The organism is Bifidobacterium sp. B4111, assembly GCF_026537235.1.
In the GTDB taxonomy this organism is placed as follows: Bacteria; Actinomycetota; Actinomycetes; order Actinomycetales; family Bifidobacteriaceae; genus Bombiscardovia.
The window spans coordinates 424411-438568 of sequence record NZ_JAFNMO010000001.1; the positions used below are offsets into that span (position 1 = coordinate 424411).

13 protein-coding genes and 1 pseudogene are annotated in these 14158 nt (G+C 62.3%); 3 read left to right on the forward strand and 11 right to left on the reverse strand.

Annotation, left to right across the window (positions count from 1 at the left end):
* The first annotated feature begins 66 nt into the window (after positions 1–66).
* The 3 genes and pseudogenes from J3T93_RS02060 (at position 67) to J3T93_RS02070 (ending at position 2563) form a co-directional block, all read left to right on the forward strand.
* Positions 67–903: an inositol monophosphatase family protein gene (locus J3T93_RS02060; protein ID WP_024626589.1), complete on the forward strand. Its 837-nt coding sequence runs from the start codon at positions 67–69 to the stop codon at positions 901–903.
* A 121-nt stretch (positions 904–1024) separates the two neighbouring features.
* Positions 1025–1132, forward strand: a pseudogene (locus J3T93_RS02065) (ubiquitin-like protein Pup); the annotation flags it as partial.
* A 3-nt stretch (positions 1133–1135) separates the two neighbouring features.
* A complete protein-coding gene (locus J3T93_RS02070) occupies positions 1136–2563 on the forward strand; it encodes a proteasome accessory factor PafA2 family protein (RefSeq protein ID WP_267430353.1) in 1428 nt (475 codons plus the stop codon).
* A 101-nt stretch (positions 2564–2664) separates the two neighbouring features.
* Here J3T93_RS02070 and J3T93_RS02075 read toward each other — a convergent pair whose 3' ends face one another.
* The 11 genes from J3T93_RS02075 to J3T93_RS02125 form a co-directional block, all read right to left on the reverse strand.
* Positions 2665–2952, reverse strand: coding sequence for an HU family DNA-binding protein (locus J3T93_RS02075; protein ID WP_015022121.1), 288 nt, complete (start codon positions 2950–2952; stop codon positions 2665–2667).
* 169 nt (positions 2953–3121) lie between these two features.
* Positions 3122–5593, reverse strand: coding sequence for a lysylphosphatidylglycerol synthase transmembrane domain-containing protein (locus J3T93_RS02080; RefSeq protein WP_267430354.1), 2472 nt, complete (start codon positions 5591–5593; stop codon positions 3122–3124).
* A gap of 2 nt (positions 5594–5595) precedes the next feature.
* Positions 5596–7041, reverse strand: a complete 1446-nt coding sequence (gene purB / locus J3T93_RS02085; protein WP_267430355.1) for an adenylosuccinate lyase — start codon at positions 7039–7041, stop codon at positions 5596–5598.
* 72 nt (positions 7042–7113) lie between these two features.
* On the reverse strand, positions 7114–8541 hold the full coding sequence (locus J3T93_RS02090) for an alpha/beta hydrolase (RefSeq protein ID WP_267430356.1): 1428 nt from the start codon (positions 8539–8541) through the stop codon (positions 7114–7116).
* Positions 8538–8867, reverse strand: a complete 330-nt coding sequence (locus J3T93_RS02095) for a hypothetical protein (protein ID WP_267399675.1) — start codon at positions 8865–8867, stop codon at positions 8538–8540. The genes J3T93_RS02090 and J3T93_RS02095 overlap by 4 nt, the downstream gene beginning before the upstream one ends.
* A 126-nt stretch (positions 8868–8993) precedes the next feature.
* Positions 8994–9527, reverse strand: coding sequence for a DUF6466 family protein (locus J3T93_RS02100; protein ID WP_267430357.1), 534 nt, complete (start codon positions 9525–9527; stop codon positions 8994–8996).
* A complete protein-coding gene (locus J3T93_RS02105) occupies positions 9524–10552 on the reverse strand; it encodes a vWA domain-containing protein (RefSeq protein ID WP_267430358.1) in 1029 nt (342 codons plus the stop codon). Before J3T93_RS02105 ends, J3T93_RS02100 begins: the two co-directional genes overlap by 4 nt.
* Complete coding sequence (locus J3T93_RS02110) at positions 10549–11625, reverse strand: vWA domain-containing protein (RefSeq protein WP_267399678.1); 1077 nt, start codon at positions 11623–11625, stop codon at positions 10549–10551. The genes J3T93_RS02105 and J3T93_RS02110 overlap by 4 nt, the downstream gene beginning before the upstream one ends.
* On the reverse strand, positions 11622–12155 hold the full coding sequence (locus tag J3T93_RS02115) for a hypothetical protein (RefSeq protein WP_267399679.1): 534 nt from the start codon (positions 12153–12155) through the stop codon (positions 11622–11624). Before J3T93_RS02115 ends, J3T93_RS02110 begins: the two co-directional genes overlap by 4 nt.
* Positions 12152–13084 carry a DUF58 domain-containing protein gene (locus J3T93_RS02120; RefSeq protein WP_267399680.1) on the reverse strand — a complete coding sequence of 311 codons (933 nt, stop codon included), beginning with the start codon at positions 13082–13084 and terminating at the stop codon, positions 12152–12154. The genes J3T93_RS02115 and J3T93_RS02120 overlap by 4 nt, the downstream gene beginning before the upstream one ends.
* Positions 13081–14136 carry an AAA family ATPase gene (locus tag J3T93_RS02125; RefSeq protein ID WP_373312847.1) on the reverse strand — a complete coding sequence of 352 codons (1056 nt, stop codon included), beginning with the start codon at positions 14134–14136 and terminating at the stop codon, positions 13081–13083. Before J3T93_RS02125 ends, J3T93_RS02120 begins: the two co-directional genes overlap by 4 nt.
* Positions 14137–14158 lie beyond the last annotated feature (22 nt).

Here is a 14158-nt window from a genome sequence, read left to right on the forward strand (position 1 = left end):
CAGGACGACCACCGGTGGATCACGGTCGGCAATGCCTCGGCCACCCGTTTGAAAGAGAAGAGAAGTATGGAATTGCGCGATTTGGCCATGCAGGCCGCCACCATTGCTGTGGAGGCCGGTCGTCATGCCCTCCAGGACCAGATCAACCCCCACGATCCCCGCTCCACCTCAGCCATCGGCCAAGGCACCCAGTTTTCGCCGAGCATTGACACGCGTCTGATCCGATACTGCCGGACCAAGATCGCCGCCCTGGACCCCATGGACGGCTTCTGGGAGGAGGAGGCCGGCAACCGCCGTCCAGGCGGTCGTTACTGGTGCCTGGGCCACATCGACGGTCCGGTCAACTATGTGCGCAACATGGCCGAATGGACACTGACCATCTCCCTCTTCGCCGTGGACGAGAAGGGTCACGCTTCACCGGTCCTGGGCATCGTGCATGCACCGGTCCTGGGCCTGACCTATCTGGCTGCCAAGGGTCAGGGCGCCATCAGGATCCGACGGACTATTGTGGGCGACAAGCGGGAGAAGATCATCCCCTCCACGATGACCACCCTGAATGGGTCAGTGATCAGCTTCGGTATGTCCTACTTCCCCAACGAGTCCGAAAAGGTCCTGCAGATCGTTTCACGCATGGCCGGCAAGCCTGCCGACATCAAGCGTGTTGGTCCGGTCTCGCTGGACCTGTGTCGGGTGGCGGACGGCAGCTACGACGCCTACTTCGAACCGGCCCTGCACTCCTGGGACATCCCCGCTGTCTCTGCAGCGGCTGTCGTGGTCCGGGAGGCCAAGGGCACCCTTTGGCGCTGGGACGGCGGACACGTGCGCTGGGAGGGCAGCAACGACGTGGTAGCCACCAACGGGCTCATCGCCGAGGATTTGAACACCTATCTGAGCGGACGCTGATTCGGGCAGGGAAGGAGAGCGACCATGGCTGAGGCATCCCAGCAGGGACGGCATATGGCAGCCGGGCAGCAGCAGGAACAGGAAGAGGATTTGCCGCAGACCGGGGCACGTTGAACAGGGTCAGACGGCTCAGTCCGATCTTGATGCCGTCTTGGATGATATCGAGACCACCCTGGAGACCAATGCCAAGGAGTATGTGCAGGGCTTCGTCCAGAAGGGCGGCCAGTGATCCATGACGGATGGGCATGGGACTGACTCGGACTTTCGCAGAATATTCGGCATCGAGACCGAGTATGGACTGAGTCTGACCGGCGCCAGTGGCCCCTACGCCGCTGGCAGGGTGGCCATGGCCATGTTCCGTCCTCTGATCGAGAAGCACGGGTCAACCAACATCTATCTGCCCAATGGCGCTCGGCTTTACCTGGATGTGGGCTCCCACCCGGAGTATGCCACGGCGGAGGCCCGCGATCCGCTGACGGCACTGAAACAGGTGCTGGCCGGGGAGCGGATCATGACCGACCTTGCGGAGCGCGCTGGGAAACGCCTGACGGAGGATCTGGGCAGGCCCGTGAAGGTGCATGTCTTTGCCAACAATGTGGATGCCCGGGATCATGCCTTCGGTTGCCATGAGAACTACCTGCTGGATCGGGGAGTCCCCTTGGACATGATCGGAGCCTGCCTGGTCCCCTTTCTGGTCACCCGACAGCTGATCACCGGGGCGGGTCGTCTGGACCCAGATGGCTTCCAGATCAGCCAGCGGGCCGACTTTCTGGATGAGGCGGTTTCCTCGGCCACCACCCGTGCCCGTCCCATGGTCAACACCCGTGACGAGCCTCTGGCCGATCCCGAACGATGGCGGCGTCTGCATGTGATCGTAGGGGATACCAACCGTTCGCCGTTGGTCACTTGGTTCAAGATGGCCAGCACTCACGTGGTTCTGAACCTGATCGAGCAAGCCTGCCGTCAAGGCCGACGACCAGACCTGGCGGACTGGGCCCTGGCTGATCCCCGTGCAGCCGTCCGAGCCGTCAGTCGGGATCGGACCGGCCGGGTCACTCTGGAACTGCAGGCTTCCACGAAAACTGGCAGTATCAGCGCCCTGGGTCTGCAAGAGGCCTATTGGTCGGCCTGCAAGGATTTGGTTGACCAGCAGGAGGATATAGGCATCGATCGACCCCAGGCTCTGCAGGCCCTGCGACTTTGGAGGGTTGCCCTGGATGCGCTGGACGCGGGGCGTTGGCAGGATCTGGCTGACTGGGTGGATTGGGCCGCCAAGTTGCGGTTGATCCAGGGCCTGAGTCGACGAGAGGCCGGACGGGATCTGGCCGAGGCCCTGGATCTGGACTATCACGATCTGAGCGCCGGAAGATCCTTCCCTGGCCTGATCAGGCATGGGCTCATGCGCTCGCCGGTCGACGACTCGGAGATACGTCGCGCCATGGATCAACCTCCGGAGGATACCCGGGCCCGTCTGCGTGGCGACTTCGTCCGTGCCGCAGACCGGGGAACACGCAGCTGGTCATGCGACTGGAGCAACCTGGTCCTAGGCGGCTCTCACCGAGTAGAGGTTGCCCTGCCTAACCCCTTCGATCATCTGGGCCCACCCCGATACCACTCCTTGATGGACTTTCTCAAGAATGCCGCAGAACCTCGTGCCTAGAAGCCCAGTTTGCACCGCGGGACTTCCATTAGGTCTTCTCTAACCAAGAAGGGCCCCAGCATCCGTGGATGGATGCCGGGGCCCTTGCAGAAAGGCTGGTTTCACTTCTTGTTGGTGACGGCCTTCTTCAGCAGCGAGCCTGCGGAGATACGCACGCCGTAGCTGGCCGGAATCTTGATGGTCTCACCGGTGCGGGGGTTGCGGCCGGTGCGGGCGGCGCGCTTGACACGCTCGGCCGAGAACAGACCGGTCAGCTTCAGACCCTCACCGGACTTCATGGCCTCGACGAAGACATCCTGGAAGGCGTTGACAGCAGCTTCCGCCTGAGCCTTGGTCAGGTTGGACTTCTGCGCGATCTTCGAAACGAGATCAGACTTGTTGTATGCCATAGAACATCCTTCTTTCGGGGGCCTCCCATTGCTTGATTTGGGGGAAGCCCAACGGTCAATGACTGATATTACCGCAGATTAGGCTCAAACACCGCATTTTTCGGGGGTTTCCGACATTTCATCAAGCGATTTTTGAGGTCCTTGGGAATGAAAGTGTCCAAAGGGCTCTTCATATGCGATTGTGCTTGCTCAACCAGCGCATGGCAAGGGCTCCCAGGGGGATGCGCAGCCAGTAGGTGGCTACACGGAAGACCAGAGTGGCCGAGATGGCCACACCTGAGGGGACGCCAGCCAGGCGGAAGGCGGAGAAGAGTACGGCTTCTATGGCCCCTAGGCCGCCAGGAGTGGGAACAGCCGAACCTAGCGTGTTGGCCAGAAGGAAGACGAAAGTGGTCTCAAAAACGTTGGTCCTGCAGCCGAAGGCCATCAGGGCGGCCCAGAAACTCATGCCCAAGGCGGCCGACTGCAGCACAGCACCAAGCACGGCCACTACCAGCTGCCGGGGCTGAGTCAATATCTCTACAAGGTGGCGGGCGTAGGAGGCCACAATGGGCATCAAACGTTCCATGACCATTCGTCGTGTGTACGGCAGGGCCATGATCAGTGCTGCGATGATGGCCACTGTTCCGATGACGATGACCAGGGTGTTGGTGGGGATCATCCCGGATAGGGTGTTGCGTCCGGTGAACAGTCCGATGACGATCAGCAGGCAGAAGGTGGTCGCGAACTGGACGGCCACCACGGCGCTCATGATGGCCGTGGCCATGGTGTTGCCATAACCGTCCCGTCGCAAGAACTGCAGGTTGACGAAGGCCGGCCCCACTCCGGCAGGCATGGAGACCGAGGTGAAGGAGGAGGCCACCTGGGATAGGAAGATACCCTTGAAATCGCGCTTGGCCGGATCGATGAAGACTCCTAGAGTGATGGCGCAACCCGCCCAAGACAGTGATCCCAGCAGGAAGGAGAGCCCAGCCATCCAAGGATTGGCATTGCGGACGGCGCTGATGACCTGAGGCAGGTTGAACTGGGTGACAATGACTGCCACAGCTACCACCAAGAGGGCCAGGGCCACGAAGCTGCGCAGACTGAAACGTGAGAGGGTTACCTGGCCGGTCTCAGCCACCGACTCAGGGGGAGCCAGAGCCTGCAACTGTTTGCGCAGGTCAGTCAGAATCTGTCGATCCCAGCCGGGCAGGGCTTGGGTCTGTGCGGGAATGGCTACCATCTGGCAGAATGGCGATAGCCCCGCCAGGGTCTTGACACCCCAGGAGGCACGGGCGGCATCAATGGCTTGATCCACCCCGATCATTGTGGCAATCAAGGCCAGAAGCTGGATCCGGTCCAGGGCAATGTTGGCCTGGGAGCTGGCGCTGTCGCCGTTCTCCCAGCCGGCGATGACCATGGAGCCCGACTGGTCCACGGCCAGAGTCTCCGGGCGGATGCGGCGGTGTGTGAAGCCGCGCTCGTTGGCCCGGCGAAGGTAGTCCATCAGCTGCTTGGCCCTGTCGGCGTCCAGGTTCTCAGGTTCCAGGGGATCAAGATGGACATCATCCTCCAGTACCAGAATTGAGGATTCGGCGCTCTCCGTCAGGCCATAAGGGTGCAGGGCGGGCAGCCCCAGGTCCCGCAATTCAGTCAGCAGGGCCATGTGGTGTTGCATGGAGTTTCTGACTGACCGGTCCCGGCGCATGGAGACTCCGGACAGCTTGATCCACTGCCAGAGCTGCATCAGATAGCCCATGGTGTGCAGCTGGCCGTCCATGACCGACACCGTGTAGGTGTGGCCTTGCCCGTCATGGGCTCTGTAGATGCGGGAGGCCTCAATGAGGTCGTCGTCGAGGGCTGGCAGGGGCTGGCCATCGGAGTCCAGACTGGGATCCTGACGTTCCAGACTCGTGGCATGGATGCCGATGGAGGCTATCGCCTGCACCACCCCCTGCCCCCAGGCGCCCTTGTTCTGTGTGCCCGCCAGGTATCGGACGACCATGCCCATGATTCGTCCAAGGATAAGCGAGACCAGAACCCCGCTGGCCGAATTGGAGGATATGGCGACCATGATGATGGCCACGACGTATAGAGCGTTCCATCCCCACTTGACCGAGCTGCGCAGGCGACGGGGTCCTGCTGCGCTCAGGAAGGCAGCTAGACCGGCATAGAAGTCAGGCAGCAGGACGGGCGACCCTATGGCGTTCTGGGAGCTGAATGAGGCGATCAGGGTCGGGTTGCCTGCCTTCAGGATGAGGTTGGAGGTCAGCATGACCAGCCCAAACCCCAGGAACATGGCCAGGGGGGCGGTGATGGCCTGGATCCATTCCCTGTTGACCAGCAGGTGGATTATCACGGCCAGGACCACGGTCACCGTCACCGCCTGTTGGAGGAAAGCGGTGGGTACGTCCATGAGCCAGTCCATGGCGTTGCCAGCCTGGCGCATGTCAGACTCGACTCCGGCCGCTATGCCTTTCAGGTAGACAGCTGCCAGGGTGACCAGGATTCCCAGGATCAGGGCTGCCAGGGCTCGAAGTAGGTCTTCGGCATCATGGACCCGCTGGGGTGGGGTATCTCTGATGACGACTTGGTCTTCCTGCCCAGGGTGGGCGGAATCAGTGTCCTCGGGGGTGGTGGTCGACTGGGACGGGGTCATGGTCAGTCGCGATCGAAGTCCACCAAGGTTCCGGCTGTGCCGGTGTAGGTTGCCGGCGTCAGGGCCTTGAGCCGACTGGCCGTGTCCTGGTCCAGGTCCAAGCCATCGATGAAGTGCTCGACATCCTCCCGGCCGATCCTCTTGCCCCGCATCAGCTCCTTGACCTGCTCATAGGGGTGATCCATGCCTGAGCGTCCAGCCAGTCCAGCGGCCCGCATGGCCGTCTGTATGGGCTCGCCTAGAACCTCCCAATTGCTGTCCAGCTCGCGGGCCATCAGGGTCTTGTCGGGGTGGATGGTCTGCAGGCCGCCGTCCAGGTTGTCCAGAGCCAGCAGGCTGTAGCCCAGGGCCGAACCTATGTTGCGTTGGGTGGTGGAGTCGGTCAGGTCCCGCTGCCAGCGGGTTTCGGTGAGGGTAGTGGCCAGGGTGTCCAGCAGGGCTCCCGAAATCTCCAGATTGGCTTCGGCGTTCTCGAAGCGTATGGGGTTGACCTTGTGGGGCATGGTGCTGGACCCTGTCGCGCCTTTGACAGGTTCCTGGGCAAAGACGCCACGGGAGATGTACATCCAGATGTCCACGGCCAGGTTGTGTAGGATCCGGCCCAGGTGGGCGATGTTGCCGAAGAGCTCGGCCTGCCAGTCGTGGGACTCTATCTGGGTGGTCAATGGGTTCCAGACCAGGCCCATCCGCTCGGTGATGAAGGTCCGGGTCAGATCAATCCAATCCACCTGCGGCAGGGCGGCCATATGGGCGCCAAAGGTTCCAGTGGCACCATTCATCTTGCCCATGTAGTCCTGATTGCGGATCCGGTCCAGCTGCCGGTGCAGCCGGTGGACGTAGACCGCCATCTCCTTGCCCAGGGTGGTGGGTGTGGCCGGCTGGCCGTGGGTCAGGGCAAGCATGGGCAGATCGCGGTATTGTTCTGCCATGGTGGCCAGGTGTTTCTCGATTCGGGTGGCCTTGGGGAGCCAGACCTGTTCGACCCCGCCTCGGATGCAGCGGGCATAGGACAGGTTGTTGATGTCCTCGCTGGTGCAGGCGAAGTGGACCAGGGGAGTCAGCCTGGGAAGTTGTGACTCGGGGCCAAGGGCTGTGGCTGCAGCCTCCAGACGGCGGTCGATGAAGTATTCCACTGCTTTGACATCGTGGTGGGTCTGGGCTTCGATACCTGCCAGTTCGGTGATGCCATCGGCATCGAAATCCTCGGGGATAGCCCGCAGATAAGCCTGCTCAGCCTTGGTCAGAGGCTTTACGCCCGGCAGGACCGGGTGCTGGCCGTTGCCCTGGTAGCCGTTGGCCAGCATGATCATCCATTCGACCTCGACCCGTATACGCTCGCGGTTCAAGGCAGGTTCACTCAGGTAGTCCACCAGATCGCTGGTCTGTCTGCGGTAACGTCCGTCCAAGGGGTTGAGGGGGATGACTGGGGTGATTCGGCTCAGGTTCATGACTCCAGCCTAGACGACCGGGTCAACCAGCAGGAATCGATATGAGTGCTCTTGGGGGTCCGCGTGTCCCGCTCATCGCCGCAGCCTGCCGCGGTAGTAGCGGGTCTCCTGCAGATCGCCCTCGATGGCTTGGGCGAAGTGGTCGTCCTGACGTCGTACGGCTGGTGAATTCTGATCGCTGGCATCAGCCCAGGCCGCACGTTGGTAGGCCATGCCATGGGTGGATTCCTTGCCGGGGCCGGCAGTGGTCACCGACCGGCCAGTTTGGTTGCCACCTGGAGGGGGAGGTCCGCCCGCCCTTCCCCTGACAGTCAGTTGATTGGGCCGCGAGGGGTTGTCGGCTCCATCAAGACTGGAGACCAGTTCCTCGCGCATCTCCACGCTGGTGACCCAGGTGTCTGACCCTATCTGGCGGTGAGCGATGGGTGATCCGACGGTCACGATGTGATCGAAGTGGTAACGGTTGGAAAGATCCGAGGCCATGGTGGCGGCCACGATGCCGCCCTGGGAATGACCTACCAGGCTGACCGGATCGTCCGGACGCACCCCGGCCTCCCGCATGGCCTGGTCCACTAGACGCAGGGAGGCCGCACTTTCGCGCACTGAAGCCTTGTCGCTCATGAGCTGGATGTTTTGGCCCCAGCCGATGGGGGAATCGAGATGGGAGCTGGTGCCGGGTATGTAGACCAGCCAGCGGTCCTTGCCGTCCGCCTCCCGATATCGTTGTACAGCGATGGTTGCGTAAGGAATGCCGTCCCGGCAGGATCCCAAGGCCTCCAGATTCTGCAGAGCGGTGGCGATGTCATGAGCCTCGCCCAACCCCTTGCCCTGTGGCTGGACAGGATCCATCGTGAGCCGGTCACCCTGAAGATGAGCGAGTATCAAGGGCACCAGCAGACCTGGATCGGTGACCAATCTGCCAATAGGATCATGGTAGTCTGAAGTCAGGTCGGACGCGGCGGCGGCCAGCAGAGGCTGATGGATGCCGGCTGTAGTTTCCAGAAATTCCTGGAATTGCGAGGCATCCAGGTTGCCGGTCAGTTTAGCTGCTCCCAGGCTCAGACCGATGGTTCCCAACATGTACGGGGCGATGGGCTGAAAGAGGGTCACGGCCGTGGATATCAGGGAGTCCATCAGCTTTTCCATGAATGATTCCGCATGCGAGTACAACCCGTAGGCCTTGGTCAGCCGATCGGCCACAGACTGGAGTTTGGTGCGTAGGTTTTCGCAGGACTGAGCTTGGTCACGGCAGAAGGTCACCATCAGGTCCAGGGGCAGACGGGCGTGACCTGGTGGCGGCACGGCAGCCTGGGCGCAGGGGAGTGCCGGCAGTCCTGGCATGGTTCTGCGGATGGCCTGATCGGTAAGAATCCATTGTGTCTGCAGGGTGGCCAGGGCACCACCTGCCTGGTTGAGCCGGTCCGCCATGCCGGTCAGATGATCCAATTCGGTGCTGGTGTAACCGTTGGCGTCTGGTGCGGCAGTGATCGTCCGCTTCATGGCTGGCTCTCTTGATCGATCACGTTCAAGGTGCGTCCTGCCTGGACACGCTGATCCTGGCAGAGGGCATCCATGGCCCGTACCTGGGCCCGGTAGGCCTGAGCGGCCTTTCCCTGCCAGTCGACCCTAAGAGCTTGGCCGGCTAACTCGCTCAGGTGGACCAGGGTTGTTCTCGACTGCCGAGCCATATCGGCCAGCATGGTCCGGCAGCGGGCTGCCCGTGCGTGGCAGGGGCAGGCTCCGGCCGCCTCAGGATCGGACAGGTAGGAGGACTGCTCGAGGAAGGAGCCCCAGGTTGGTAGTAACGATGGTGATGACTTGTCCATGCGCCTACTTCATCACCGCGGTCACGCTTGCATGGCGTCGATTGGGCTATGTGGTCGAATGTTGCCTGACCCGTTTTGATGGGGACAGGTCTTTGCAAATGGTTGAGCAATGCCTGGTATGGCCGGTCACCAGGGTTTGACGCCCTTTTCCTGGTCCTGGTGGCCGCCCGTATTGCCTGTTGGGTTGGGGGAGGAGGAGGGATCGCTCTGTTGTTGGTTGCGCTTGAGCAGATCCTCCACCTCAGCCTCCTGCTGCTTGGTCAGCCCAAAGGATGAGCCCTTGCCTGATCCGCTCTTTCCATCCTGCCCATTCTTGGTTTTGTCTGCTTGTTGTTTTTTGAGTACCCGTTCCGTACGTTGGGTCAGCGCAGTACTGGTCGCTTGGTTGGCCTGCGCGGCCTGCCTGGTCTTCGGCAGAAGCAAGGGGCCCGGCCGCGCCGCTTGGGCGAAAAGGCGGTCTGCCTGATCTTGCAGCGCCTTGATTGCTGCCGGGTCTGCCTGTGGGTTTCGGGCCTGCCGGATGCTGGTGTTCAGTGTGCGCGTGGCCTCGTTGTAAGTGGCGATGGCTCTGACGTTGATCAGGCCCCATGCCCCGGCCAGCGCTGCTATCAGGGCTACAACAATAAGAACCAGACGCGTTCGAAGGATCTTCCTGCTCATAGCAATCTCCTCGAAGTACGGATCCATTGCCCTGCCTCAACCAGGACCAGGACCAGTTCCACCAGTGCCAAGGGCCAGACCAGTGGAGTGACATGTCGGCGTACCTGGTCGACCGTGGTCACCCGGTAGCGCTTGGAGACCGAAGCCGTAGCACCCTCGTGGACGGTGACCCCCTTGACCAGGGCCTGATAGTGGCCGCTCATCTCGTCGGCCATGGCCTTCAAGGTGTTCGGGTCCATGGCCGAGATGCCCGGCTGGCCGGTCTGCGGATCCTTCACCCAGCCTCCGGCATCGCTGCCGCCCACATCGGAGGTCAACGGCACCGTGCCTCCCTTGACTGAACCGGTTCCCAGGACAAAAGCCTCGTCCAACCCTTCTCTAAGAGCGCTGAAGGATCGCCGTTCGTCCCTGCCGGTCTGCTCCCCATCGCTGATCAGATAGAGCAGGATCCGGTCGTTGGGATGTCGGTCCTTGGTCTGCTTCAATGCCAGAGTCAGCCGATCGAGAGGAGCGTCCAGACTGGAACCCGAGGAACGGGAGGTGGGCTCTGTGGTCAGCCCACGGGCCCAGTTGTCCACAGCTCGTACGTCGGGGGTCAGGGGCAGATCGACGCTGGCCGAGGCACCGAAACTCAGAGCCGAGAAGGATGCATCCGGATAGATGTCGACCAGGTCTCGAACGGCCGCCTTGGCCGCCTCCAACCGGCTCATGCCGTCCTGGGTTCCATATCCGGCATCCTTGACTGCCATGGATCCGGTCACGTCAACCGCAATGAAGACATCAGTGGCGTTGACGGCCTTGTTGGTGGTTTTGCTGACGGTGCTGGGAGTCAGGACCATGAGGGCCAGGATCAGGACCATGGCGGTGCGTCGGGCCAGGGCCCAGCGATCGGCATCCGTATCCTGTCCCTTACGCAGTCCATGGATGACCAGCGCAATGGCCAGGAGCAAGAGCAGGCCTGCCAGAAGGCCGCCGGCCACCCAGCCCAGAGCAGGCTCAAAGGTCAGGGACTTGAGTATGTTCATCGCTTCAGCCTCCAGGCCAGGAGCAGATATGCGGACAGGGCCAGGGCCAGGGCCAGGGTCCACCAGCCGGGTGCATCCACCAGGCTGGACTGCTCCTGCTGGCGTGGGTCGGCTCCATGGCGACGTTCGATCCGGCGGACCAGCGCGTTGATGGAGTTCCCATCCTGCCGTCGCAGGAAGATACCGCCACGGGCTTCGATCAGCCGCTGCATCTGCTTGGTGGTCTCATCCTCGGTGCCTTGGTCCGGTCCCGAATAGAGCCCGTCCACCGCGATTTCTGCGGCCGAGGTCAGCTTGAGCGCCTCTTCCAGGGTGTACGTGGGTTTGCCGGAGACCACGTTATCGGTGGCCAGGACCAAGGAGCTCGAACGTTGGTCGGCCTTTGCCGGTCGGGTTTGGTTCTTGGGAGCGAATTGCGGCAGGAGCGCAGCACAGCCCACCAGTCCGTCGCCGATCAGTGAGGTGGTGTCCCGGCGGTTCTGCGTGCCCTCCAGCCAGTCGCTGATGTCCTGGTACTGTCGTCCGCTCATGGCGTCGATGCGGTCCTGGGATTGCACCCCGTCCAGGATCCGCCGAGCCTTGCTTAATTCGGCAGTGATCATGTCATAGTCATCAGTCAGGGGGAAGACGGTGCGCGATGTGGAGTTGAAGATGCTCAGAGCCATGCGTTCGCCCCGGAAGTTGCGGACCAGATCGAGGTAGGAGGCGATCACCTGCCGGTCGTAGGGCAGGGTGGACCCGGACACATCAAGACATAGGACAATATCGCGGTTATGACCCTCCTCCAATGTCCGATCGACCCGGGCGGGCCTTGCAGCCAGGCTTAAAACCATCATCAGGGCCAGAGCGAGCAGGATTGCGGCGCAGCGGTTCAATCGCCGCCAGCGCCGCAGGGCCTCGTGGCCCTCCTCGGTGTCCAGGTCGTTGTCCAAGGTCCAGATCCGGGCTCCCGGTTCCTGATCCGGCCGGCCACGACGCGCCATACGGTGAGCCAGCAGGCCCACTGCCAATGCCAGGACCAGAGCCAGGACCGGCAGCCAGGGCCACCTCCAGGACAGATTGCCTATGCTCATCGTGGCCACCGTTCAATCAAATCCCGTACCCAGTCGGCTGCCTGATTCACCGTGGCGTCAGTTCCCTCGCTGTCCCTTGGAAGGGCGAATTCGGGCGGGTAGAGGGCATCTATGGTCTGTCGAAGCAGATCCAGACCCTGCTGCGTACTCGGCGTGCGGGGCTGAGCCTGGATTTCGGCCAAAGTCTTGGATTTCATGTCGCTGTTCCAGGAGTGGGAGGCAAATCCACGAGCGATAGTGGCCAGTGCTGTCATGGCCTGGTCGCGGTCCAGATGGCCCTTGTTGTACTGGGCCACCACCTGATCAATCCGCCGACGCCATGCATCGAGGGAGTCAGAGCTCGCCTGGATCGGATGCTCTTCCTGCTGACGGCGGAACATAGGCAAAAGAATGGCCGCTCCGGCCAGGGCCAGGGCCAGTATGATGGCGGTCGTTGTCAGAGCCAACAGCCAGGTGGGCTGGGTCATGGTGGGCATGACCTTGATTCGGCCATGATCGGACGCAAGACGAATCAGGACGACACCACTCATGCCGCCATCACCGTCCGTCGCATGGGGATGCCCGGTCTGCCGGCTGAAAGCAGGTGGATGAACCTGTTGAACATGGCTGTGCTGGAGTCTGCCCGGATCAGGGAGGCCCCGATTCTGGACAGTTCCCGGCTAAAGGCCTCAATCTGGTAGCGTCTGTGCAGGTCCACAGCTTGCGTCCCGTTCGCGGTTCGCAGGAAAGCCGGGATCCTGCGTCCGCTGGGCGCATCCTTTACCGAGCCCATAGCGGGCTGCTGGCGCAGGGGATTCATGGTCTCCACTCCGATGAGATTCAGGGGGTGGGTGGTTGCCAACTGTCGGATGGTCGGCATCAGGTCTACGTGCAATGCCGACTGGTCGGTGGCGATAACCAGCATGGCCTGCCGGTCCTGGATGCCGGCGGCGTAGCCCAGCAGGGCCTCAAGGTTGCGTGGCTGTTCCAGCGGTGACTCCAGAGCCCGGTCCAGCGTCTGTTCGAATCGAGCGAAGCCGCCCTGGCAGGGTATGCGGCGGATGGCGGACGAATTGACCAGGACCAGATCCACCTCATCGCTGCGGCGCAGGCTTAGGGAGGCGAACATGCACAGGGCGTTGGCGGCTACCTGGATGGCCTGCTCCCCGTCAGGGCAGGTTCCGGACATCTCGCGGCCAACGTCCAGCAACAGCCAGACCTTGCTGGTAACCAGGCGCTCGCGCTCCACCACCATGGGCCGACCCATCCGTGCGCTGGCGTGCCAGTCGATCATGCGGGTTTCGTCTCCGAACTCATAGGCGCGCAGGTCGGCGCGTTCGTCTCCACCGCCGCGTCGGCTGGAGGAGTGCTCACCCTCCAGCAGACCAAGGGCCCTGCGCACCGTGGGAAGCCGCAGGCTGGAGTCCAAGGACTCGATCCGCCTGCGGACCGGGTCGCGATCCGAGCGTCGACGGCTCATGGCACCGGCACCGTGTCGACGATCTGGTCGATGATGTCGTCGCTGCTGATGCCGTCGGCCTGAGCCTCGAAGGTCAGCAGAATCCGGTGGCGGAGTACTGAATGGGCCCAGTCCTTCAGATCCTCGGGAATGACGTAATCCCTGCCAGTCAGCAGGGCTCTGGCCTGGCCAATGCGCACCAGAGCGATGGAGGCACGCGGGCTGGCTCCCAGTCTCACCTGTTCGGCCAGCCCTTGGATGGGCCGCGATCCAGCCCCCCTGCTGGTGGCTGCCAGATCGACTGCATATCGCATGATGGGCTCTGCCACGTGGACCTGCCGGGCCTTCTGCCTCAAGAAGTCCACATCGGCGATGGTCAGTGCGTCCCGATCGTCCTTGCCGGGCATATCGGTGCCTCGACTGGTCAGCATCTGCAGCATTCGAGTCTCCTGGTCGGCATCAGGATAGGTCATGACGGCCTTGAGCATGAACCGGTCCATCTGGGCCTCGGGCAGGTTGTAGGTACCCTCCTCCTCAATGGGGTTTTGGGTGGCGATCACCATGAAGGGCCGGGGCAGGGCTATGCGCTCGCCGCCGATGGTGGTGGCGCCCTCGGCCATGGCCTCAAGCATGGCTGACTGGGTCTTGGCGTTGGAGCGGTTGATCTCGTCCAGGAGAACGAAGTTGGCGTGAATAGGGCCCAGTTGCGTCGAGAAGCGCTGTGTGGAGAAGTCATAAACCTGAGTGCCTACCAGATCCGAGGGCATTAGGTCGGGCGTGCACTGAATCCGCTTGAAGCTGCCGGAGACCGAGGTGGCCAGGGTCTGGGCGGCGGTGGTCTTGGCCAAGCCGGGCACGGATTCGATCAGGATGTGTCCGGAGGCCACCAGCGTCAGGATAAGGGCCTCGCGCAGGTTCTCCTGGCCTACCAGAGTCCTTGAAAAGCGGGTTCGGATCCGGTCGGCCAACTGACGGCAACGTTGCAGGTCGTCCTGGCTGATTGGCGGAACCTGCCGGTTCTGACCGGACTGAACAGATGGGGACTGACTGGGGCGTGGTGGGAATAATGCCATAGCAGACATGGTAACGGCATTT